Here is a 22,114-nt window from a genome sequence, read left to right as displayed (position 1 = left end):
TACGATTCTCCAAATATGTCCACAGATAGCAACGGCGCAGCACGACGCGTAATGAACGCCTTTGGCGAAGAAAGTCGCATTCCCTACCTCAACATTGACGAGGGAGACGTCGGTGTCCTTCTTGGATTCCCAATCCTCTCGTTGTTTCTCGCAGAGGTACTGGGGTTGCAGTCACTCGCGGTCCCCCTCATTGCCGCTGGATTCGGGTTTGGAGCCGCCCTCATCTTCGTCACACCTGACCACCTCTCAGCGAGTCAGTGGCTTCACACGCTGGTTCGGTACGCAAAGCGACCACAGATCACCTACAATGTCTCAAACAGGGGGCAGACGGAGACGACACGTAACGAGGGTGGGCTTGCGAACTACACGCCCTTCACGCCAGATGAGCGCACGCAGGATTTGACGAATATCGAGCGTGCCTGGCCTGGGACGAGTGCAATTCAGCGGCAAGACGGTGTGATGGAGGCCTTCATCGAGGTCCATCCAGGGAATATGGACTTTGCAATGTCTGGTAACTGGGCATCACTGCAGCACGCTGCCAGCGAGTTTGCGAACAAAGAACTGGATTTCCCACTCAAGTTCCACACCACCACGCGGTCGTTCCCAGTCGAGAAAGTCATCGCTCGAACCGAAGAGCGACTCCAAGACGATGACGTGAAATCAAATCCAGTATTCGAGGAGTTGCTGCGTGAGTATCGTGACCGTCGTCCAGAAGAGATGGACGGCACTCAGCAACTGCACTACTACCTCGGCGTCGAAGTGAATCAGCTGGAAGTCTACGACCGGTTCCAATACGAACGTACGCCCGCAGAGAAGCTCACGACGATTCCCTTCATTGGAATTCTCTTTACACCCTTTGTGACGCGACGTGAGGATTTCTCGGATGCAGAGCTTCGTGCGAAGATGTTCGAACGGTTGGATGAGCGACTCTCGACGGTTCGCTCTGAGTTCATCCAGCAAGCCGATGAGTGGTCTGCTCGTCGACTGAGTACTGTCGAGTTGTTTGTGCTTTGCATGGACTTCTGGAACGGCGAAGAGTACGATGTCGACGACGCGTCGCACGTCGTTCGTGAGCAACCCCTCGTGGGTGAGCCCACTCGTCGGGAGGATGAAACATGAGCACGCTGCTGCAGGCGGATACGATCGATGGCATCGCTGAGTCGCTTCCGAATCCAGCGACGCCTGAAGGGTTCGTACTCATCCTCGTCGGTGTATTCGTGCTCGCGCTTGTGGTGAAACGTCTGTACGACCGACGCTCGGGCGATGAGACGGAGACTGTCGACATGGCAGATGTGCTGGAACCCGAGACGGTCGAACGCGGCAGTGCCGAAGGTCAGGTGCTCGATGATATCGCAGAACGACACAAGAGTACGGTTGCACCAGCTGCTATCGAGTGGAATACGCGAAGTGCAGTCGTCGGTGAACAGTGGACACAGACACTGTATATCGAGGAGTATCCCGACTACCCGAAAGACGGGTATCTAAACGAACTCTTCGACCTCACTGATGTCGAGTTCGACCTCACAGTTCATATCACACCGAAGAACCAGCAGGCAGCGCGTGATGAACTACAGAAAGTCGCAGACAGCCTGCAAGCCGATGCGGATCTCGAACACTCTGTACGTGGTGTGTACCTCCAAGACCGCGCCAGTGAAGCTGCCGCCACGTACACCGCCGTCGAAGGCGGAGCTCGCGTGTTCGACCAAGCAATGTTCGTAACTGTACGTGCCGAGACACAGGCAGAACTCAGTGAGTCAGTCCGTCATGTTCGCAGTACACTTCGTGACCAACCTGCGGGCCTCATCCCGAAGACTGCACTCTGTAAACAAGACCTGGCACTCCAGTCTGCGGCACCTGTTGGTCCGAACCGGTTTGGCCGGGAAGCGATTGCGCTGGGAGGGGCTGTTGGAGCGTTGCTCGCCTCACCGCATAACGCGACGATTCTCGAAGAGGGTGGCGTCGAGTTCGGGGTTCACAAAGACAACCGCAGTCCCGTCGTGATAGACCCGTTCGCTCGTGAGAACGGCTATGCGATGTTCACCATTGGCGATCCCGGTTCGGGCAAGTCGTTTGGGTCGAAACAGAACTTCATTCGCTCCATCGAACAAAGCGAGGACCGAATTGGAATCATCCTCGAACCACTGAACAACTGGGCCGGGGTCGCAGAAGCCCTCGGTGCAGAGCGAATTACGGTTGGTGGGAATATGGGGTTGAATCCACTTGAGTTGAAGCAGACGCCGGAGCGTGTGCGGCGGGCGATGGGTGAGGACGCGAGTCCGTTCAAAGACAAGAAAGACGACGCGTTGAGCTTCCTGATGAACTTCTTCGCACTCCGAGGTGTGGAGCTTGGGGACCGCCTTACGACGGTTGAGACAGCACGCGATGAAGCGTATGCTCGGAAGGGGATTACTGACGACATCGATACGCACGACAGTGAGAGTCCGACGCTGCGGGATATGATGGACGTCTTCGAGGAGATGGTTGAGCACCCCGAGGAATTCGTCGTTCGCTCAGACGCTGAGTCCGAGAAGATTCGAGATGATGCGAAGTGGTTGCTCGATCAGTTCCGGCCATTCGAAGAAGGCGGCCGATACGCGAACCTCGGAAAGCAAACAGAGTTCGATATTCGCAACGAGGACATCATCTATCTCGACTTCGGGCAGAAAGACGGCAGCGTCGGTGGGAGTACGAGTCTCATCATGCAGCTCCTCATCTCGCTCGTCTACGAGCGTGCAAAAGAGACGGACAAAGAGATCGTGTTCGTCATCGACGAAGCGCGGTACATCATGCAGGATACGGCGACGCTACAGTTCTTAGAGACGGTGTTCAGACATCACCGTCACCACGACCTCTCGATTCGACTCGTGACACAGACTGTCGACGAGTTCTTCCAGCACGATGAGTCGGAGGCGATTCTCGACCAGTGTGCAGTCAAGCAGTTCCACCAACTCGACGGCATGGACGAACACTGGGCGAATGAGTTTGGATTAAACCATGCCCAAATGCGGTACGTACAGAACGCTGTGTTGGGCAGTGAGGAAGTCGGGTATTCAGAGGCACTGGTTGGTGTGGATAACGACTGGCGAGGAATTGAGGTTCGAGCCTTGCCGAAAGAACAGCGCGTCATCGACTTCAACGCCAAAGAGCAGTCGCGAGTGGAGTTGCCTGGGGCTACGGACAGCGAATCAGTTGGTGGTGATAAGGAGAGGAGTGTAGAGAATCATAGGGATGGTGAAATTTCGTCGACTGTCATTAGTTGAGCACTGTTATCGAAGGTGCCGTCTCCGCGCGCGTCACCAAGACACCACTGCCGTCATCAATTGTAACCCCTGTCACTGGATGGCCCGGAAGCGTCCAGGTTTCGACTATCGACCCGTCTGTGCGGTCAAGCAGGCCGAGTTCGTGGGACTCTCCGACCGGGACGTAAATATGTGCCTCAGTCACCGAGAGCGGGTCATAGTCGACAGTGTGAGTGTGTGGTCCCTGCCACTGTTGATCGCCACTTGACGCATCAAGTGCAACCACCCTCGGATACCGTCCCGGATTCTGTGTGAGCGTAATACACTGGCCATTGTCAACTGCGACGTTCGGATACTCGTGTCGTGAACCTCGAAGTGTAGTGGCCCACGCTTGTTCTCCAGTCGCCTTGTCGAAGGCTCTGAGTTGGAAGTCAACCCAGAAATATACTCGATCCGATCCTACGACAGGCGTTGCGACTCGGCCCTGGAGTCCTGTACGCCACTCGTACTCGCCAGTGGTTGGGTCAAGTCTGACGAGTTCACCCGGATTCTCGTCATCACTGGGTGTACATGCGTAAATTCCTTGGTCATCGCTTGCGATGCCTGTCGGGAAGTTGTGAACGAGCGGTGTGCTCCAGAGCTGTTCGCCTGTCTGGGCATCCATGCCAACGACCGTTCGGGATCTCGCAGCGATGATGGCGACTATGTCATTGGCGACGACGGGTGCGGTGCCTGAGTAGCCGTATCCACTCCGATACTCCCAGTATACTGAGCCATCACTCCGATTGAGCGCATAGGTTGTGTCTCCCTGAACGAAGATGGTGTTGCCGACGACAGTGGGGGTTGCGAACGGTTTCTCGTAGGCGAACCGCCACTGCTCGCGACCCGTCCGTGGATTGAGTGCGAGAAGACCCTCGAAGGATGGTTCGTACGAATCGCCCTCTGGAGGGAGTTGTGCGGGGATGATGAGTTGGTTAGGAGCGAAGACAGGCTGGCCTTCCCACCAATCATCAACTGTGAGAACGGGTGTTGCTGTGGCGTCCGCTGGAAGGCGACCGGTGGCTATGCTTCGGCGTTCAGTGCCTCCGTGTTTGCTTCGCCAACCTGGGGTTCTGGGTGTCGTGACTGCGTCTTGGTTGTAGACTCGTTTCGGAAAACGAGGGAGGACGTCGAGACAGCCAGTGACCCCGGTCGTTGCGAGGGTACCGAGTCCGGCGAGGAATTGACGGCGTGAAGGAGGGACCATACACTGGTTCTCTAGTGTTTAGGTGATGATTCTTCTGAGAGATCTGTGTACTCTACTCTCTATCTGGTATTATGCTGCCACGACCTCTCTGCGAACGTGGGAAAGCCACGACGTTTACCACAGGGAATGAGTCACCTCTAATCCACGAAAAGTTTGCACGCCTTCAGTTCATTAGACTTGGTAGCAACAGACTCACTGTTGGTACGTAGGTGATGACGAGGAGAACGACCAACAAGAGCACGTAATAGGCTTTAGTCTCCTTTATGACCTCACTCACGGGTACATCAGCGACATCCGCTGAAAGGAAGATCGAGAGACCAAGTGGGGGTGTGAGCAACCCAAGCATCAGGTTGAATACCATGATAACACCGATGTGGACCGGGTCAATGCCAAGTTGAGTGAGTGGTGGAACCACGATTGGGATCGACATAATCATAGCTGCAATCGGGTCGAGGAACAGACCAAGTACCAATAAGAGAATGTTGACTAACAAGAGCACGACTAGCGGATTCTGCGATACTGAGAAGAGCAGCGTCGCAAATATGTTATCGACGTTCTCAGCAGCGATAACCCAGCTGAAAAGGCCGGCGCTACCGAGGATAATAACAACAGTTCCTGTCGTCTGTACGGTTTCGACACCTGCGTCCCAAATATATCTGAGATTCAAAACTCGGTAGTAGAGTGCGTTAACAAGAATAATGTACACTGTAGTGAAGGCCGCTGCTTCCGTTGGCCCGAAAAGTCCACTAAACATGCCTGCGAGTAAAACGAGAGGTGTCAGAAGCGCTGGGAGCGCTGCACGCATCGTAGACAAGACACGTCGGGCAGATAGCGATTCGCCGTTATTGGGAAGGCCGTCACGTTTCGCAATCCAAGCAGTCCCAATCATGAGTGTGATAACGGCAAACACCGCAGGAAGTGCACCAGCGATTAGAAGCGATAAGACAGACACCTGCGCTACGAGCCCGTAGATAATGAGTGGGATACTTGGAGGGAAGATAGGTCCAACAGTCGCTGAAGCGCTCGTAAGAGCCGCGGCGTAGCTTTTGTCGTAGCCTTCATTCTCCATTGCACGGATGAGAATTCGACCGATTCCTCCGATGTCAGCTAAGGCAGATCCTGAAATCCCTGAGAAAATGAGACTGGTGAAGATATTCACCTGTGCAAGGCCACCGTCAAAGTGGCCAACGAGGCTGTTTGCGAAATCGAATATCTTGTCTGTGATTTCACCGTGGTTCATGAGGCTGCCAACGAAAATAAACAGCGGAATTGCAAGCAGCGTATATGAGTCAAGCATCCGTACCATCCGCTGAGCAGGGAATACAAGTGGGAAACCCTTGACGAAAATATAAACAATTGGAGGGACCGCCAGAGCGATGAAAACCGGTGTCCGGATGAGGACCAACACAAGGAACGCAAGAACCACTAATAGCCCAGCATTGAATTCAACCATAATTACTCACCACCTCGCAGTGAATAGACTACGTCTCGAAGTTGCCCAAGATAGCTTCCGAGCAGCAGTGTCATCCCGATAACTGGAGCAGCATGGAGCACGGGCGTTGGGATGTGGATGGATGAGAGCGTAGTTCCCCACGATGCACCAATTGCTGTGAGAGCAGAGAGGAGGATGACTGCTGCACCGAAAATGTTCACTGTCATCACGAACAGCCTGAGCACAGCTTGAGGCTTGTTCGGGAGCTTCTCAACGAAGAAGTCGATCTCGATATGACGATCTTCAAGTTCGATGTTCCCCACTACAAGAAACGTCATCCACACAGCGAGGAGTTGTGCAAGCACCTGCAGTCCCGCGAACCCGATATTGAATGCTCGTGTGACGATCTGAGCGAATAAGGTTGCTCCGACTAAGAACAAACAGAGTGTCGCCGCTGCATAGAGTATGTGACTAATGCTCTCTGGGGAAAGCCTGCTTCGGATTGTTTGAAAACGGTGAGACATGGCTAAGGATCTACTGGTAGTCGCCACCGTGAATTTTTTCGATGGTGTCTATCCAGTCTGGGAATTTCTCACGGATATGACTCCGGACAGATGACTGGAATGCTGGCATATCGATGTCTTTCGATTCGATGATTTCGACTTCATCACCGATTTTTTGTTTGAGGTCTGAAAGCGAAGATTCGAGTTCATCCAACGCCTTCGGCTGTACTGCTTTCATGGACTCACGGAAGATATCTTGTTGGTCGGACGAGAGCTTCTTCCAGGAGTGCTCACTGATGTAGATGGGGAGGGTTGAATCCATATGATTCGTTTCAATGAGGTAGTCTTGACTCTCGTACACGCCTGCATTCCAAATGATGTTGTATGGATTCTCTTGCCCATCAACAGAGCCTGTAGAGAGTGCAGACGGCACTTCACTCCAGTCAATATTGACCGCATTAGCGCCGATCCCGTTTACGGCTTCAAACATCATATCAATAGGCACGGCGCGTACTTTCCGGCCCTTCAAATCATCAGGATGATGTGCTGGCTCACCACTCAGTGTGAGACGCCGTGTTCCCTGTACAACAGACCCAATTGCGCGGATATTTGTCTCCTCGACAAGATTCCCAATCAGTTCCTTTGCAACATCTGATTGTTCCGGATCAGTCGCTTCGAGAATATGTTCGTAATCGCGGTACATGTAGGGTGTGTCAAATACTTGCACGGGCTCGTATTGCGTACCTGCGAGCGAAAATCCAGTAATGAACATATCGACAGCGCCACTCGACATATTCTCGAACGATTCGACTTGGCCACCAAGTTCCCCATTAAAGAAGAGTTCAATGGTTACGTCGCCTCCAGAACGTTCCTCTACTTCTTGTTTGAACCACTGCGGGGTCTTTCCTTGAATCGATTTATCACCTGTTGGAATATTGAAACGGAAATTCGTTGAACCACCATTATCGGCGCTACCCATACAACCAGCAGTTGTTGCGACTCCGATCGACCCAATAGCGCCTGCTGTCTTCAGGAACTGTCTTCGTGTCGTCCGGTTTGATACTGGGGTGTGCTCTTCAAATCCCATATCTCATCATTATTCAAACCGGCCATGATAGTATGTCACCACTCTCCGGTAGTGAATAACATACTCACACCCATCACGGAGTTACTGAGCTATGTCACAATTCGTGGCCGCAGCCTGCCAGATGGACTCGAAAGACACCAAAGAAGACAACCTCAACAGAGCACTCAGCTTTGTCGACGAAGCTAGCGAAATTGGTGCAGACCTCGTTACCTTCCCTGAAATGGTGACATACATCGGAGACAAAGACCGCTACCCCGAAATTGCAGAACCTCTCGACGGCCCAACAGTGAACAAGTTCGCCGAAAAAGCCCGCGAGAATGACCTGTACGTTCATACAGGCAGTTTCTTCGAACAAATCCCAGACTCCGACCGCGTATACAACACATCTGTCGTTATTGATTCAGATGGGAACGTACTCAACTCCTACCGTAAGTCGCATCTCTTCGACATCGAACTGGATGGAAACGTCGAATATCAAGAATCTGCCTGTGTCGCACCCGGTGACAAAGCAGTAACTGTCGAAACTGAATTCGCCACGCTGGGGCTCTCTATCTGCTACGATCTCCGATTTCCACAGCTCTACCAAACGATGGCCCACCGCGGCGCGAACGTTATGCTCGTACCGGCAGCATTCACGATGTTCACTGGAAAAGATCACTGGGAGTCACTCCTTCGTGCTCGTGCCATCGAGAACCAAGCCTACATAATCGCCCCCGGTCAAATTGGAGACAAACCTTCGTCGGTTCCTACCTACGGTCGAACCCTTATTGTTGACCCATGGGGTAATGTCATCTCGAAAGCGAAAGATCGCGAAGAAATGATCACCGCGACTATCGATATGGACTATCTCAATGCGGTTCGACGTGATCTCCAGAGCCTTCGTCATGCACGACCAAATGTCTACGAACTTCCAGAATAGGACAACAGTGCGTCAGGTATAACGACTGTGTCAGTCGCCTACGAGCGAAGCCGTGGGTTTTCTCTTCATATCTGTGTGACAATTACAACCGTGCCAATCGCAACCGCTTTCAAAGTGCTTACCCTCCCACGTCGTATCCTCATGGCAAACCACCCCGACCCAGACAGCAGCCTAATTCCATATCTCAAACAGCTGGGTCTGTCTGACTACCAATCACGAGCATACATTGCGCTCCTCATTAGAGGAACCTCAACGGCCAAACAAGCCTCATCAGAAGCAAACATCCCTCAATCACGGGTCTATGACGTCCTCGAAGAACTCGAAGAGCTCGGCTTTGTCACAATCCAGCCTGGACGCCCGAAGAAATACGGGTCGGTTGACCCAGAACGAGCAATCGCACAGTACACGAGGCATAAACGTGCAGAATTCGATGAAAAGCTAAGCGAAGTCGAAGAACTCGGTGCGGAGTTCCTTGAGGAAACCTCCAACGCCCTGTCTCGCTGGCAAGGTAGCGAAGAAATGGACATCGGCTGGTCCTACAACGAAAGGGAACACATTCGAGAACTTATGGGACAACTCTGTCAGCGTACAGAATCGGAGATTCGGATGATGACAACGGCGTATGCACTCAAACGCGTCGCTAATCATCATAAAGAATGTCTTGCCGCTCGAGCCGAAGATGGTGTGAACATCCAAATTCTTCTCGCATCCGATGAACCACTGAATGACGCAGTTATCGGCGCAGCGAGCGAATGGGCAGATATTCGGATGGCTGAAAATGTTGAGGGGAAAATCTATCTCTATGACGGTGAGGAAATCGTGATGGCATACAGAACGCATGACGACAGTAAGTACGTTGGGTTTGCCACCCGCAGTCCCTATCTCTACCGTACACTTAGTCACCTCTTCGATTTACTGTGGAAACAGGGTACTGCGCTCTCAGAGTGAGCTTTCGAGGTAAGCAGCTAACCGATAAGTGTCTGAGATAATTAGTATCCTTGCGCAGTGGTAAACAATCTATATGTCGTTTGTACAGGGCAATTATACCGACTAATGAAACAAACAAACGCAATCAAAACAGGACTTGATGCTGACGACGCTCTCTTCGGAGCAAGCGTCGAAACCGGAAGTCCCGCACTCGTCGAAATCTATGGCGAACTCGGATTCAACTGGATTTGGCTGGACCTCGAACACAAAAACCCCAGCGCAACAGACAGCAACTACCTCGAACACATGCTGCGCGCTGCAGAATGCAGCGACACCGAACTTATCGTACGCGTCCCAGACAATAACCCAGCCCAAATCCGGAAAGTACTCGACACAGGTGTCCGCAATATCATCGTCCCACGAGTCAAAACACGCGACGAACTAGAAACGGCAATCGAAGCTGCATACTACTCATACGACGGCAGACCTGGAGAACGAGGGCTCAGTTTCGGCCGCACAAGCGGCTACGGTTCTTTTCTCTCGATGGATGGCGACACCTCATACCACCACGACGAAGATAAAAGCGTCCTCATGGGCGTCCTTATCGAGAACGAAACCGCAGTCAACAATATCGATGAAATCCTGGACGTTCCAGAGCTTGGCTTCGTCTTCCCCGGCCCGGGCGACCTCGGTGTCTCGATGAACCATACCCTTGAGTACGGCCACCCGGAAGTCACAGAAGCACTCACCCAAGTCGAAACAGCCAGCCTCGAACGAGACATTCCGTTACTCGGACTCTTGGGAAGTAACTTCCCAACCCTTGACGACACCGAACAAGCAATCGATGACGGGTACCGACTCCTCGGACTCGGAAACGAATTCAGTGCTGTTCGTGATGTTTTCGGACAACGCCTTCGCACTCTCACCAAAACACGACTCAACATCTAACATTGGCCTTTTTGTGACTCAACTGGCAGCCAGTGCCAGTATAACCACGATTTGGAATCCTTCTGGAGTGCTTTTATCCATCAGATCACTCAGTCTGAAGGCGATACTCACAGACCCATTTGACGTCTTTGAGCGTGAGTCGATATACTTGAACGTGATACTTAAGCTATCTAGAAGATAGTGCTTTCACAAACGTTTGAGAGAACTCTGCTCTTGGTGGTACTGGGAAGTCGTTAGGAGAGAGTACTTCCAAGTGAGAATCGCCGTTGTGTACGCGACGTTCAGTTGAGTTTCGAGCATCAGTACTGAGTCAGCAACCCACGTGTTGTGTCTGAGGGAATGAGTGTAAGCTGCTTCAGACTCCCCGATTTACCACTGACTTCCAATGACTCTCCAAAGATAGGCCGCGATTTTTCGCTCAGTTCAGTGATTCACAGGCGGTGCCATCGTTGTCGCCATCGAGTCTGTGAGGATCGCTGGTGTCCTGTTCGTAGACGTATTGAGCTTGTTCGTGGGTGTCGAAGTCTCCACAGTTGTAGTCGCCGTCTTCAGGCAATGGCGGAAGATCAATATCTTCGTCATCGTCTTCGGGTTCCGGTGTAGGGGTAGGCGTTGGGGTTGAGATGTCGGTACACTCCCACACCCCACGATTGTTGTTCTGTGCAGTTTCCTCGGACTCGTAGTATGAGTCCTGTTTCATGAACTGGCTGTCGTACACGCGGCCGTAGCCATTTTTCACTAGTTCGTGGTTGAAGTCTTCTCCGTCGAGTATGACGTACGCGAGGAGGCGGTCGTAGTATCCGCGCCGTGGCTCGTTGTCGTCGAATTTGAGGGTGACTTTCTCACCCCACAACCTCGGAGGATGGTTTTGATGCGTGCCTTCTGTTTTCTTCGATCCGACTGAATACACGTCGAGAATTTTGCCAACAAAAAATTTGTCCCTCAGTAGACAAGTTCCCGTCTGTGCACCGCTCTGAGTCTCCGGAGGTACCGGTAGCTCACAGGAGCATGGGTGTCTTACCTGTAATCACGGTACTCACTGCACTGAAAATAATAAAGTTTAATATTTTTGTCGCACTGTGTTGTTACATGAGCGTGGTCAGCGTCTCGATGCCGGAAGAGTTGCTCAATCGAATCGACCAGTTCGCGGACGATCATGGCTATACTGGTCGTAGTGAAGTACTTCGTGAGGCGAGCCGGAATCTGCTGGGTGAGTTCGAAGATACGAAACTCGAAGACCGTGACTTGATGGGGGTCGTCACAGTGGTTTTCGATTACGAAACGACAAGCGTCGAGGAGAAGATGATGCACCTCCGTCACGAGCACGAGGGCATCGTCGCTTCGAACTTCCACAGCCACGTCGGCGGCCATCACTGTATGGAACTGTTCGTCCTCGAGGGTTCGCTCGAAGAGATCTCGACGTTCGTCGGGAAGATTCGGGCGACGAAAGACACGCTCACAATCGACTACTCTGTGCTACCTGTGGATGACTTCGGTCCGCTCGCCGACATGAACTGATTCCGATGGCTTTGGTGAACTGTCTCGGAGCTTGATCTCGAGGCACTCGCCCTGCTCGCACAGATGCAAGGAGGAAGCCCACGAGTTCAGTCGTGGGTAACTTACAGACATTTCTCGGGTTTTGTGGTCCTGTTCGATCACAGCACTCGCTTGCTCCGTTCGTGATGTTCAGAATAGAGCACTCCCCCTACTGAACCGAACCAGGAGGGCTAGCAAAATCTCCTCGTATAGTAGCTCCCGATTATTAAGATTCTACTCTCGAATCACAGGAGTTATTATACCAGAACCTTGTGTTAACAACACCAATGGACCAAGTCACACGGCGGACGCTGCTCCGAGGAGCAGGAGCGAGTGCGGTTGGTATCACCGGAATCGCTGGCTGCATCGGTCAAAACGGTGGATCATCTGATTCCGGCAACAGCTCATCTGACTCCAGTAGCACGTCGTTCGGTTCTCTGACTGTCGGGTACGTCCCGATTTACCCGAATATGCAGCACTACGTGATGAAGGGAGAGGGTTACTACGAGAATATCCCGGCAGAAGTCTCCGTAGAGCGCTTCAGCTCGGGGCCGAACGTCGTCAAGGCATTCGCCAGCGGCGACGTCGACGTTGCGCTCTTCGGAATTACCCCTGCAATGGTCCTCGTCGACAAGGGGACCGACGCCGGTATCCTCGCAGCAAACTCGAGAAACGGCTTCAAAGTGATGGGTACAACCGAACTCGCCAACCTCTACGAACAGGAAGGGCCAGCCACGTTCGAGCGCTTCGAGGAAGAGCGCGGCCGTAAGGTCCGGTTCGGTGCCCCACCGGACGGAAGCGTCCCCGACATCGTGCTTCGGTATTGGATTCAAGAGGACCTCGACGTCGGTGAGATGGAGTCCGTCATCGATAAGTCCAAAGTCCCACCGGCGAAGGCGGTGCAGACAATCCAATCCGGAGACATCGATGCGACGATCATCCAGGAACCGTTTGCGACGATCATCGGCCAAGAAGAGGGCTTCAGCGAACTCGCCTGGTCCGGCAACATCTTGGAGAACCACCCCGTCACAGTGCTGTTCGCGAACCAACGTGTGCTCGACGACAGTGAGGTCGCACAATCGCTCGTCGAACAGCACATCGCGGCAACTGAGTTCGCCGAAGACTCACCCGATGCTGCCGCCACCCACGCCGCGTCGGTGATCGGCTCTGGCGTAAGCGAGGACCTCGCAAAGGCCGCAATGGAGTCGAAGGCATCGGAGTTTATCTCGGACCCGCACGCGATCACCGACCAGGCCGCGACGATGGGTGAGTTCGTTGCAAACGTCGGGAACATAGAGGAACCAGTCGCGACGGAGAACCTGTTCGCGTTCGGCCCCTACGACGCAACCCAGTAATGAGCACGCAGACCGACACCAGTTCCGACGCGGTAGTCGCCGGTAGCTTCGAGGGGGACCTGCGCCGGTATCTACGCGGTCTGGGCGGTCTCCTCGTGTTCCTCCTCGTCTGGTGGGTTGGCGCGACGACTACCCAACCGTCGTATCTGGTGCCGGGACCGGTCGATTCGGCGCGTGCGTTCGTCGACCTGTTTGCGACATCGACTTCGATCGTCGTCCCCGTACTGGGGTCGAGTCCAGTGTTGCCGACCGGGCTCGCGCACCTCGCAGAGACGTTGTTCCACTACGTTCCTGGCCTCCTCCTCGGTGCGGGCTGTGGAATCAGTCTCGGACTGGCGATGGGCTGGAACGGGGCGCTCGACGACTGGTTGCGGCCACTCGTCCGGGTTCTCAGACCGATCCCGCCGCTGGCGTGGGTCGTCTTTGCGATCGTCTGGTTCGGAATCGGCCACACGGGGGCGGCGTTCATCGTCTTCGTCGGTGCGTTCTGGATCAACTTCTACGGAGCCTACGGTGGCGTCGAAGGCGTCTCCAGCGACCTGACCGATGCGGCGTCGACGCTCGGCGTAGAGCGCGACCTCTCGATGCTGAAACTCGTCGCACTCCCGAGCGCCGCCCCCCAGGTGTTGACCGGGTTCCGGACGAGCATCGGTCGCTGCTGGATGATCGTCGTCGGCGCGGAGTTGTTCGGCGCACCCGGCGTCGGCTACGAAATCATCAACGCCTCGAACAACCTCGCAATGGCGACCAGCGTCGCCTACATGTTCCTGATTAGCCTGGCGTTCCTCTGTATGGACGTCGGGTTCCGACTACTCGAACGGAGGGTGCTCGCGTGGCGATGAGTAAGCTACCATCCACCAACAAGGAGTCTAGCGAGAAGATCAGCGTCCAGAACGTCAGCAAATCGTATGAGTCAATGCAAGCGCTCGAAGATGTCTCGTTTTCGGTGCCAGAGGGCGAGTTTTGCTGTGTCGTTGGCCCGTCCGGGTGCGGGAAGACGACACTGCTGCGGGCGATAGCGGGCCTCGACGACCTAGACAGTGGGTCGGTTCTGGTCGACGATGACCCGGTTACTGGGCCGGGTCTGGACCGGGGCATGGTCTTTCAGGAGTACGCATTGTTCCCCTGGCGGACCGTCCGCGGGAACATCCGATTCGGTCTCGACCGGCCCGCGTGTGACTGTGCGGACTGTGAGGGACGGGTCCGGGAACTGGTCGATCTCGTCGGACTCGACGACTTCGAGGACGCGTATCCGAAGGAGCTGTCGGGGGGCATGAAACAACGTGTCGGGATCGCTCGCGCTCTCGCCCCCGATCCGGAAATCCTACTGATGGACGAACCGTTCGCCAGTGTCGACGCTCGGACGCGTGACCGGCTACACGCCGAATTGCTGGATATCTGGGCGCAGACCGAACAGACCGTCGTGTTTGTCACGCACGACATCGACGAAGCGGTGACGTTGGCCGACCGGGTCGTCGTGATGGGCACTGACCCAGGGACCGTGCAGTCGACGTTTTCCATCGACCTGGAACGTCCGCGTGAACGAACGGATCATGACTTCGTCGACTACGTTGCGAAAATCAGGGACGAACTCGGAAGCCCAACAGATACTAGATAATTTCCACGAGGCGAAGAAGTCGGGTCTGTCCGGGTAATTGTCAGAGATCGCAGCTTCGGATGATGGCCCAATTTCAGAACACACTTCCTTTCCACGAGGAATTGTAGAATATATCAATAGACGAAGTGTCGAATATTTTCGTCACTATTAAATACTCGTCAGAAAGGGAACGATTTCTCCCACGTCCTTCTAACGTTGCTACTCACGAAAGGCAGACCGAGTCTTTCTGCCTGCTTAGTCCGGCGGAATCAGGCGGAGGCAACCAACTCGACGCATTTCCCTGCAGTCAATATAGGCGCACTACTCAAGTAGACGATGGACGACACGATGCAGTCTTGACTTTATACCGGGGAGCCCGAGTGACACTAATTGCTGGTACACTCTCATAGATGGATTATTAATTGACGCCCCCTACACCGTCATCTCTATTATCTGCGAGTTTATTTTTAATATATGCCCATTGTGAGCTCCTCGATGACGGAGCGACTCCGGGACGAACTTGACACGTTTGCGGAGGAACACGGCTACAGTGGCCGAAGTGAGGTCATCCGCGAAGCGTGCCAGTCACTGCTCGACGAGTACCAAGAAACAGATTACGAGGGCCGGCGAGTCTTGGCAACGGTTACTGCCGTCTTCGGATACGACGAACCGGAAATCGAGCGTCGGATGATGGATATTCGCCACGAATTCGAAGCGTCGATTCGGTCGAACTCTCACAACTGCCTCGAAGGGAACGCAGGCTGTGTCGAGACCTTCGTCATCGAAGCTGCGTACGAGGACGCCTTGCGATTTATTGGGACCGTCCGCGGAGCAGATGAGTCAGTCTCGGTCGAATATACGGTCGTACCCGTCGATGTAATGAACACAGAGATCGGCGAGTACTAGACATGATATCGCTGGCCTCTACAGACGTGTCGGTCCAATTCTATCAAGTCACAACGTCACTTTGCCCCATTGTTGTTATCTACTCTGGCCCAGCACAGCAACTTTATTATAATTAGGATAAGAATTGACAAACAACTATGGCACATATTCACCTCGGTGAAGGAGCGTTCCCTTTGTGGGCATTGGCTCTCTGGACCCTGCTTGCTGTCGGGCTGATCGGCAGCGTAGTGTACCGGGTCCGGAAGGGCGGTATCAGAACTCAACAGATCGCGCTTGCCGGAATCGCCGCGGCCGCGAGTTTTGCGATCTTCCAGTTGAATATCCCGGTTTGGGGTGGTATTCACATGAATCTCACCGGCCTCGTTGGTATTCTCGCTGGGCCGCTGCTCGGGGCGCTCATCGCGCTGGTCGTGAACATCTTCTCGGCGGCACTTGGCCACGGTGCGGTCGGTCTGCTCGGCGCGAACACGCTCGTCAACGCGAGTGAAGCCATCGTCGCCTACTACGCGTTCAAGACGCTGATGGGAATGGACTGGGACGTCTTCCCCGCCAGCGCGAGTGCGGCGACGCTCGGCCTCTCTGCGGGGGCGGTCCTGATGGGTGTCATCATCGTTATCAGTGGTGTGAACGGGAGCGCGCTGCCCCGTGGTGATCTGGCAATCGCTGTCGCCGGCCTCGTCGGACTCAACCTCGGCGTCGCCGTCATCGAGGGTATCCTGACCGGCTTCATCGTTCAGTTCCTCGCCTCCGTACGCCCCGACCTTGTCGGCCTCGCCGACCGCGACACCCGCGACGAAACCACCGGGGTGACGGCCTGATGCAGCGCTGGAAGCAGTACGGTGGCTTGGCTGCTCTCTTCGCGGCCTTTCTCGCTGCTGGCTTCTGGGGCTTCACCGCGACCGGCGGTGCACTCCCGTGGGCCAAGCGCTCCGCCCAGACACTCCAGCGTGGCGTGCAGCAGAGCGGCGGCGCGCTCGTCGACCTTGGCCGCGGCATCGTCGTGGCCGGTCCCATCCGAAAGGGCGGAATGATGCTTGAATTCGGCGGACTCGTTGTCCTGCTAATCGTCTTCGGTATCGGATTGTACGTCTACGCCGACCGCTACGGCGGCTTCGAGGACGGAGAACGTTCGGCCCGGTAATCGTGACGACACTCTCGAACCACGTTCCCGACCCACGGCTCATCACCGCGTTCGCCGAGCGTCAGGACGGACCGCTGCACCGCGTCAATCCCTGGACCAAAGTCGGCATCGTCGGCGCACTCGTCCTCGCGGTCACGGTGTTCGACCGACTCGTGCTCTTGGCCGGCCTGTACGGCGCCGTTCTGCTCGTCTACGGGGTGGCGGGACTTCCGTATCGACGACTCGCTGGCTGGTACACTCTCCCACTACTGTTCATCGTCTCCGTGGCTGGGCCGCTGGCCTTTCTCGAACCAGGGACGCCGATCGGTGGCGCGCTCTCGACACCGCTCGGCGAACTATCGGTCACGTGGGCGGGGCTCGTTCTCTTCGCTGAACTCAGCTGTCGGTCACTCACCGTTGTCACGTTTACGCTGGCGGCGTCGATGACGACCAAATACAACGACGTCGCATACCTACTCGGACGGTTGCTACCACGGCCGATCGATCAGATCGCGTTGCTCACCTATCGGTTCACGTTCGTCATGATCGAGACGCTCGAGGATCTGGTGAAAGCCGTGCTTTCTCGGGGAGCGAACCTCTCTGAGTTCTGGTCGAACAAACGACTGTACGCGAGAATCCTCGGCATGACTTTGCTGACGGCGATCGAGCAGTCCGAACGGCTCGTCAAATCCATGGAAGCCCGCGGGTACAACGGCGACATCACGCTGTACGGCGACGTCTCCCGGCCGCCGGTCCACGAACTCGTGGTCGTCGCTGGCGCATACGTCACCGTCGTCGGCTACGCGGCGGTCGGGGTCTACGGAGTGGGACTGTGAGCCGAGATAAGCCTCCCCTCATCGATCTCCAATGTGAGGCGCACACTTACCCAGACGGGACAGTCGGGATGCACGACGTCAAGTTCAGCGTCTTCCCCGACGAAGTCGTCGCACTACTCGGTGGCAACGGCGCGGGAAAATCGACGCTCCTCGAACACCTGAACGCGACACTCGTGCCCGACGACGGCGAACTCGTCGTCGGCGGTACCCCGATTACCGAAGAGAACAGGGCCCACGCCCGGAAACAAGTCGGCTTCGTCTTTCAGGACGCCGATACACAACTCGTCGCGCCAACGGTCCTCGATGACGTGATGTTCGGGCTTCAGAACTACGGTGTCTCCGGTGACGAAGCGAGAGAGCGTGCTCGTGAGGCGCTTACGACCGTCGACGCGAGCCACCTCGAAGACCGGATTCCACACTACCTGAGCGGTGGCGAGAAACGCCTCGTCGGTCTCGCCGGCGTGTTGGTACTCGAGCCGAGCGTTGTCGTACTCGACGAACCGCTCGCAGGGCTTGATCCCGAGCGATCTCAGCTTGTCGCAAAACGAATCAAGGAGATTCATCAGGAGGATATCAGCGTCGTTCTGTCGACCCACGACCTTGACTTCGCTGCTCAGGTCGCCGATCGGGTCTGTGTAATGGCCGACGGCAACGTCGTCGGAGATGGTACGCCACGAGAGGTGTTCTACGACGACGCACTATTGGATGACGCGAATCTTCACCCACCGAGTGCAGTTCGTGTGGCTCGCGATGCGGCGTTGGATGCGACCGCACAGCCAGTAACGGAAGCTGATCTCGTTGCACTCCTCACAGAAACTGGCGATTCAGAAACTCTACAAACATCCTCAACCGATAGCAGCGAACGCGACTAAGGCCTGTATCATCCTGCACAGCTTCGGAAAGTAGAACTCTACCGATCGATTGATGTCTTCCTCCGTAGACGCGAATCCATCCTCTCGTCGCTGTTCACCACTTTCTATCTACACGACCTCGAACGGCGAGCAGTAGTACCGCAAGAAACGAGCGGTCACTCTTTCGCCGATGTCCGCGACACGACGGCCACTGTTGGCCGATCCGGACGATTTCAGGTCGGTCAACCACGCCGTATCTGAAGGAGTAGTACGCCGCCAAAGCCCAGCGAATGCAAGGGAAACACGACTCCGACGACATGGCCTGAGTCCAGTCAACACGATGGCAGCACTGAGCAGACATGCTATATCCAATCAACTTCTATGCGTAGGCATGCGCGAACTCGTCTTCGCCCTCGAATACGAGCCGGGATGTAACAAGGTGGGGGACGCTCTCGCCGACCACCCCGATACCCGTGTTCGCTCGCTCTCGCTGCACGCCACCGCCGAGCAGCTCTGGCGAGTCGACCACGCCAACGGTACTCCGGACGCACTCGACGCCATCGAGGACGCTTTCCTTACCAGCGACTACTACGCTGACTGTCTCGCTACTGGTGACTGTGGCGCCACCCAGACCGCTCACGTCCTCGACCGCACGGACGACACGCTCGTCCTTTACTCCGACTGGGAGCGAACCAACAGTTGCACGTCCGTCCCCCACATTGCCCACGACCACCTCGGCGACGGCGTACTATTCGAAACCCGCCACGAGGGTCGTCACTACACGTGGCGACTCATCCACTCCGGTGAGGGTGACGTGGCCGCGTTCTTCGCTGCGCTTGAAGCCGCCGTCGGGGACTGTGCCCGGATGGAGATGCTCCGAACCGCGGACACGACGGCGTCGGTGAGAGGTGCCGACGAGAGAGAAAGTGGCCTGCCGTCGGAGCAAGAGTCCGCACTCCTTGCAGCCGTCGAACACGGCTACTACGAGTCTCCACGCGAAATCGACGTTGGCGAGTTGGCTGAGCATCTTGACGTGCCGCGGTCGACGCTCACCTACCGACTCCGTCGGGCGGAGGAACACTTGGCGAAGCAGCACGTCGCGGGCGAGCAAGTACAGGGAGAGCCGCCGACAACACGTTGATACACAGATTGGAATATTCCAACTGATGCTTATCGAACTGACGCGCCTACCGTGAGGTGATGGCAGAGAAGTCGGATACAGCGAAGCAGGCGAGCGGGAGCGGACAGCGACGGGAACTGACCGCTCGTCTCGTCGTCCCCGAGATGGACTGTCCGTCCTGCGCCCAGAAGGTCGATAAGAGCCTCCAGCGCGTCGACGGTGTCGTCGAGGCCACACTCCAACCGACCACCGGAACGGCCAACGTCACGTACGTCTCTGACCGCACCAGCGAGACCGACGTGGTCGAGGCGATCGAGGCCGCCGGCTACGAGGTCGTCGGAGGGTCGGATTCCGACACTGATGAGCGAGAGAAGGCCGTCGACAACGTCGACATCGCGCCGGCATCGGAGGTCTGGACGAGTCCCCGCGCGATGAAGACGTGGATCGGCACGGCGTTCGTCACTCTCGGCCTGTTCTTCGAGTTCCTTTTCACTGGCCAAAACGTCGCAATAGCGAGCTTTCTCGACTATCCGCTTCACGTCGCCGACGTCCTGTTCCTCGGTGCCGTCGCCGCCAGTGGCGTCCCCGTCGTCCGCAGCGGCTACTACTCTGCGAAGAACCGGAGTCTGGACATCGACTTACTCATGGGGACGGCGATCATCGCCGCGACCGGCATCGGCTACTTTGTCGAGGCAGCCACGCTGGCCGTCTTGTTCAGCATCGCCGAGTTACTCGAGAACTACGCGATGGACAGGTCCCGTGACTCCCTACGCGAGCTGATGGAGCTGTCGCCCGACGAGGCCACCGTCAAGCGCGACGGCGAAGAAGTGACGATGCCTGCCGATGAGGTTGCGGTAGGCGAGACGGTTGTTGTCCGGCCCGGAAGCAAGATTCCGCTTGACGGAACGGTCGTTGAGGGCGAGAGTGCGGTCGACCAGTCACCGATTACCGGCGAAAGCGTTCCCGTTGATAAAACAGTAGGCGACGAAGTGTATGCCGGTGCCGTCAACGAGGAGGGCTACCTCGAGGTGGAAGTCACGTCGACAGCAGGGGACTCGACGCTCTCGCGCATCATTGAGATGGTGCAGGGCGCACAGGCGAAAAAGACCGAGACCGAGCAGTTCGTCGACCGCTTCTCTGGCTACTACACGCCACTGGTGGTCGTACTGGCAATCCTGACCGCCGCCATTCCGCTGCTGGTCATCGCCGACCCTGTGTCGGTAGAAGTGTCTGGGTATGGAATCACCTTTGCCGGCGACTGGCAGACGTGGTTCATCCGCGGGCTCACACTGTTGGTAATCGCTTGCCCGTGCGCGTTCGTCATCTCAACGCCAGCCTCCGTGGTATCGGGCATCACCAGCGCCGCAAAGAACGGCGTTCTGATCAAGGGCGGGAACTACCTCGAAGCAATGGGTGAGGTCGACGCCGTCGCCCTCGACAAGACAGGGACGCTCACAAAGGGCGAACTTGCCGTCACTAACGTCGTTTTAGCCGGCAACACTGACGAGGCGACGCTGCTCCGTCACACCGCCGGGCTGGAGCGCCGCAGCGAACACCCCATCGCCGAAGCGATCCTCGTCCATGCCGACGAGGCAGGCGTGAGCGAACTGCCTGACCCCACGGACTTCGATAGCCTGACGGGCAAGGGTATCTGCGGCGAGATCGATGGCGAGACGTACTACGCGGGCAAGCCCGCGCTCTTCGAGGAACTGGGCTTCGACCTCCCGCGGGCCCGCTCGGCGACCGACGGCGGCGTTCCGTCGGCGGGCACGATTGAGACCGACGACGGAGCATTCACCGAGGATGCACTCGCTGCGCTGGAGCGGGAGGGCAAAACAGTCGTCATCGTCGGGACGGAGTCGGAGTTGCTGGGCGCCATCGCCATCGCCGACGAGGTGCGCCCAGCCTCGAAGGGGGCCGTCGAACGCCTACACGAACTGGGTGTGAAACACGTGGTGATGCTGACCGGGGACAACGAAGGCACTGCCCGTGTCATCGCCGAGCAGGTCGGCATCGACGAGTACCGCGCAGAACTCCTCCCCGAGGGGAAGGTCGACGCTATCGAGGAGTTACAGGCAGAGTATGGTGAGGTGGCGATGGTCGGCGACGGTATCAACGACGCGCCCGCACTGGCGACCGCCGACGTGGGTGTCGCAATGGGTGCGGCAGGGACAGATACTGCACTGGAGACCGCCGACATCGCACTGATGGGCGACGACATCGGGAGACTCCCCTACCTGTACGAACTATCGAATACGGCCAACGGCGTGATCCGGCAGAGCATCTGGGCGAGCCTCGGCGTGAAGTTCATGCTCGCCCTCGGTGTGCCGTTGGGGCTGGTGAGCGTCGCGCTTGCGGTCGTGGTCGGCGACATGGGGATGAGTCTTGGCGTAACCGGGAACGCGATGAGGCTGTCACGGATAGAGCCTGACCGGATCTTCGACGCCTGACGTCCTCCCTCACCCTTCAAACCTGCTGTACTGCTGGAACTG

General features: G+C 56.2%; 21 protein-coding genes. 16 read left to right on the top strand and 5 right to left on the bottom strand.

The window, feature by feature from the left end; genetic code table 11:
• Nucleotides 1-15: 15 nt before the first annotated feature.
• Both AUR64_RS05285 and AUR64_RS05280 read left to right on the top strand, forming a co-directional pair.
• The gene (locus AUR64_RS05285) at nt 16-1,119 is read left to right on the top strand and encodes a hypothetical protein (RefSeq protein ID WP_058580909.1); all 1,104 of its coding nucleotides are present in this window, start codon (nt 16-18) and stop codon (nt 1,117-1,119) included.
• Complete coding sequence (locus AUR64_RS05280; RefSeq protein ID WP_240479587.1) at nt 1,116-3,260, top strand: VirB4 family type IV secretion system protein; 2,145 nt, start codon at nt 1,116-1,118, stop codon at nt 3,258-3,260. The genes AUR64_RS05285 and AUR64_RS05280 overlap by 4 nt, the downstream gene beginning before the upstream one ends.
• Here AUR64_RS05280 and AUR64_RS19980 read toward each other — a convergent pair.
• From AUR64_RS19980 to dctP, 4 genes are all read right to left on the bottom strand, one after another.
• Nucleotides 3,253-4,485 carry a PQQ-binding-like beta-propeller repeat protein gene (locus tag AUR64_RS19980; protein ID WP_082230615.1) on the bottom strand — a complete coding sequence of 411 codons (1,233 nt, stop codon included), beginning with the start codon at nt 4,483-4,485 and terminating at the stop codon, nt 3,253-3,255. The genes AUR64_RS05280 and AUR64_RS19980 overlap by 8 nt on opposite strands.
• Nucleotides 4,486-4,648: 163 nt before the next feature.
• Nucleotides 4,649-5,938 (bottom strand): TRAP transporter large permease, encoded by a 1,290-nt coding sequence (locus AUR64_RS05275; protein ID WP_058580908.1) that lies wholly within the window; start codon nt 5,936-5,938, stop codon nt 4,649-4,651.
• 2 nt (nt 5,939-5,940) lie between these two features.
• Nucleotides 5,941-6,441 carry a TRAP transporter small permease gene (locus AUR64_RS05270; protein ID WP_058580907.1) on the bottom strand — a complete coding sequence of 167 codons (501 nt, stop codon included), beginning with the start codon at nt 6,439-6,441 and terminating at the stop codon, nt 5,941-5,943.
• Between the two features lie 10 nt (nt 6,442-6,451).
• Nucleotides 6,452-7,507: a TRAP transporter substrate-binding protein DctP gene (gene dctP / locus AUR64_RS05265; RefSeq protein ID WP_071391219.1), complete on the bottom strand. Its 1,056-nt coding sequence runs from the start codon at nt 7,505-7,507 to the stop codon at nt 6,452-6,454.
• A gap of 91 nt (nt 7,508-7,598) precedes the next feature.
• On the opposite strand from dctP, the gene AUR64_RS05260 reads away from it, so the two are divergent.
• The 3 genes from AUR64_RS05260 (at nt 7,599) to AUR64_RS05250 (ending at nt 10,301) form a co-directional block, all read left to right on the top strand.
• The gene (locus tag AUR64_RS05260) at nt 7,599-8,426 is read left to right on the top strand and encodes a carbon-nitrogen hydrolase family protein (RefSeq protein ID WP_058580905.1); all 828 of its coding nucleotides are present in this window, start codon (nt 7,599-7,601) and stop codon (nt 8,424-8,426) included.
• A gap of 141 nt (nt 8,427-8,567) precedes the next feature.
• Nucleotides 8,568-9,374 (top strand): TrmB family transcriptional regulator, encoded by an 807-nt coding sequence (locus tag AUR64_RS05255; protein WP_058580904.1) that lies wholly within the window; start codon nt 8,568-8,570, stop codon nt 9,372-9,374.
• A gap of 105 nt (nt 9,375-9,479) precedes the next feature.
• Nucleotides 9,480-10,301, top strand: coding sequence for an HpcH/HpaI aldolase family protein (locus AUR64_RS05250; protein ID WP_058580903.1), 822 nt, complete (start codon nt 9,480-9,482; stop codon nt 10,299-10,301).
• A gap of 418 nt (nt 10,302-10,719) precedes the next feature.
• Here AUR64_RS05250 and AUR64_RS05245 read toward each other — a convergent pair whose 3' ends face one another.
• The gene (locus tag AUR64_RS05245) at nt 10,720-11,211 is read right to left on the bottom strand and encodes a thermonuclease family protein (protein ID WP_082230614.1); all 492 of its coding nucleotides are present in this window, start codon (nt 11,209-11,211) and stop codon (nt 10,720-10,722) included.
• 179 nt (nt 11,212-11,390) lie between these two features.
• Here AUR64_RS05245 and AUR64_RS05240 point away from each other — a divergent pair, with 179 nt between their 5' ends.
• The 11 genes from AUR64_RS05240 (at nt 11,391) to AUR64_RS05190 (ending at nt 22,072) form a co-directional block, all read left to right on the top strand.
• The gene (locus AUR64_RS05240) at nt 11,391-11,819 is read left to right on the top strand and encodes a CopG family ribbon-helix-helix protein (protein WP_058580901.1); all 429 of its coding nucleotides are present in this window, start codon (nt 11,391-11,393) and stop codon (nt 11,817-11,819) included.
• A 305-nt stretch (nt 11,820-12,124) separates the two neighbouring features.
• The gene (locus tag AUR64_RS05235) at nt 12,125-13,192 is read left to right on the top strand and encodes an ABC transporter substrate-binding protein (protein ID WP_205628376.1); all 1,068 of its coding nucleotides are present in this window, start codon (nt 12,125-12,127) and stop codon (nt 13,190-13,192) included.
• On the top strand, nt 13,192-14,034 hold the full coding sequence (locus AUR64_RS05230; protein ID WP_058580900.1) for an ABC transporter permease: 843 nt from the start codon (nt 13,192-13,194) through the stop codon (nt 14,032-14,034). The genes AUR64_RS05235 and AUR64_RS05230 overlap by 1 nt, the downstream gene beginning before the upstream one ends.
• Nucleotides 14,031-14,810 carry an ABC transporter ATP-binding protein gene (locus tag AUR64_RS05225; RefSeq protein WP_205628375.1) on the top strand — a complete coding sequence of 260 codons (780 nt, stop codon included), beginning with the start codon at nt 14,031-14,033 and terminating at the stop codon, nt 14,808-14,810. The genes AUR64_RS05230 and AUR64_RS05225 overlap by 4 nt, the downstream gene beginning before the upstream one ends.
• A 474-nt stretch (nt 14,811-15,284) precedes the next feature.
• Nucleotides 15,285-15,695: a CopG family ribbon-helix-helix protein gene (locus AUR64_RS05220; RefSeq protein ID WP_058580898.1), complete on the top strand. Its 411-nt coding sequence runs from the start codon at nt 15,285-15,287 to the stop codon at nt 15,693-15,695.
• A 137-nt stretch (nt 15,696-15,832) separates the two neighbouring features.
• The gene (locus AUR64_RS05215) at nt 15,833-16,513 is read left to right on the top strand and encodes an energy-coupling factor ABC transporter permease (RefSeq protein WP_058580897.1); all 681 of its coding nucleotides are present in this window, start codon (nt 15,833-15,835) and stop codon (nt 16,511-16,513) included.
• Nucleotides 16,513-16,836 carry a hypothetical protein gene (locus AUR64_RS05210; RefSeq protein WP_058580896.1) on the top strand — a complete coding sequence of 108 codons (324 nt, stop codon included), beginning with the start codon at nt 16,513-16,515 and terminating at the stop codon, nt 16,834-16,836. The genes AUR64_RS05215 and AUR64_RS05210 overlap by 1 nt, the downstream gene beginning before the upstream one ends.
• A gap of 2 nt (nt 16,837-16,838) precedes the next feature.
• A complete protein-coding gene (locus tag AUR64_RS05205; protein ID WP_058580895.1) occupies nt 16,839-17,651 on the top strand; it encodes an energy-coupling factor transporter transmembrane component T family protein in 813 nt (270 codons plus the stop codon).
• Nucleotides 17,652-17,719: 68 nt separating this feature from the next.
• Nucleotides 17,720-18,523 (top strand): energy-coupling factor ABC transporter ATP-binding protein, encoded by an 804-nt coding sequence (locus AUR64_RS05200; protein ID WP_082230612.1) that lies wholly within the window; start codon nt 17,720-17,722, stop codon nt 18,521-18,523.
• Between the two features lie 370 nt (nt 18,524-18,893).
• Complete coding sequence (locus tag AUR64_RS05195) at nt 18,894-19,643, top strand: helix-turn-helix domain-containing protein (RefSeq protein ID WP_058580893.1); 750 nt, start codon at nt 18,894-18,896, stop codon at nt 19,641-19,643.
• A 59-nt stretch (nt 19,644-19,702) separates the two neighbouring features.
• A complete protein-coding gene (locus tag AUR64_RS05190; protein ID WP_082230610.1) occupies nt 19,703-22,072 on the top strand; it encodes a heavy metal translocating P-type ATPase in 2,370 nt (789 codons plus the stop codon).
• The last annotated feature ends 42 nt before the right edge of the window (nt 22,073-22,114 follow it).

This window comes from Haloprofundus marisrubri (assembly GCF_001469955.1).
GTDB classification, from domain to species: Archaea; Halobacteriota; Halobacteria; order Halobacteriales; family Haloferacaceae; genus Haloprofundus; species Haloprofundus marisrubri.
Note: the sequence above shows the minus strand (reverse complement) of the source record. Positions and strands in the feature narration are given on the sequence as shown.

Excerpts from the sequence above, each read along its gene's own strand:
- AUR64_RS05285 (WP_058580909.1), top strand. The coding sequence starts at position 16 with ATGTCCACAGATAGCAACGGCGCAGCACGACGCGTAATGAACGCCTTT.
- AUR64_RS05280 (WP_240479587.1), top strand. The coding sequence starts at position 1,116 with ATGAGCACGCTGCTGCAGGCGGATACGATCGATGGCATCGCTGAGTCG.
- AUR64_RS19980 (WP_082230615.1), bottom strand. The coding sequence starts at position 4,485 with ATGGTCCCTCCTTCACGCCGTCAATTCCTCGCCGGACTCGGTACCCTC.
- AUR64_RS05275 (WP_058580908.1), bottom strand. The coding sequence starts at position 5,938 with ATGGTTGAATTCAATGCTGGGCTATTAGTGGTTCTTGCGTTCCTTGTG.
- AUR64_RS05270 (WP_058580907.1), bottom strand. The coding sequence starts at position 6,441 with ATGTCTCACCGTTTTCAAACAATCCGAAGCAGGCTTTCCCCAGAGAGC.
- dctP (WP_071391219.1), bottom strand. The coding sequence starts at position 7,507 with ATGGGATTTGAAGAGCACACCCCAGTATCAAACCGGACGACACGAAGA.
- AUR64_RS05260 (WP_058580905.1), top strand. The coding sequence starts at position 7,599 with ATGTCACAATTCGTGGCCGCAGCCTGCCAGATGGACTCGAAAGACACC.
- AUR64_RS05255 (WP_058580904.1), top strand. The coding sequence starts at position 8,568 with ATGGCAAACCACCCCGACCCAGACAGCAGCCTAATTCCATATCTCAAA.
- AUR64_RS05250 (WP_058580903.1), top strand. The coding sequence starts at position 9,480 with ATGAAACAAACAAACGCAATCAAAACAGGACTTGATGCTGACGACGCT.
- AUR64_RS05240 (WP_058580901.1), top strand. The coding sequence starts at position 11,391 with ATGAGCGTGGTCAGCGTCTCGATGCCGGAAGAGTTGCTCAATCGAATC.
- AUR64_RS05235 (WP_205628376.1), top strand. The coding sequence starts at position 12,125 with ATGGACCAAGTCACACGGCGGACGCTGCTCCGAGGAGCAGGAGCGAGT.
- AUR64_RS05230 (WP_058580900.1), top strand. The coding sequence starts at position 13,192 with ATGAGCACGCAGACCGACACCAGTTCCGACGCGGTAGTCGCCGGTAGC.
- AUR64_RS05225 (WP_205628375.1), top strand. The coding sequence starts at position 14,031 with ATGAGTAAGCTACCATCCACCAACAAGGAGTCTAGCGAGAAGATCAGC.
- AUR64_RS05220 (WP_058580898.1), top strand. The coding sequence starts at position 15,285 with ATGACGGAGCGACTCCGGGACGAACTTGACACGTTTGCGGAGGAACAC.
- AUR64_RS05215 (WP_058580897.1), top strand. The coding sequence starts at position 15,833 with ATGGCACATATTCACCTCGGTGAAGGAGCGTTCCCTTTGTGGGCATTG.
- AUR64_RS05210 (WP_058580896.1), top strand. The coding sequence starts at position 16,513 with ATGCAGCGCTGGAAGCAGTACGGTGGCTTGGCTGCTCTCTTCGCGGCC.
- AUR64_RS05200 (WP_082230612.1), top strand. The coding sequence starts at position 17,720 with ATGCACGACGTCAAGTTCAGCGTCTTCCCCGACGAAGTCGTCGCACTA.
- AUR64_RS05195 (WP_058580893.1), top strand. The coding sequence starts at position 18,894 with ATGCGCGAACTCGTCTTCGCCCTCGAATACGAGCCGGGATGTAACAAG.
- AUR64_RS05190 (WP_082230610.1), top strand. The coding sequence starts at position 19,703 with ATGGCAGAGAAGTCGGATACAGCGAAGCAGGCGAGCGGGAGCGGACAG.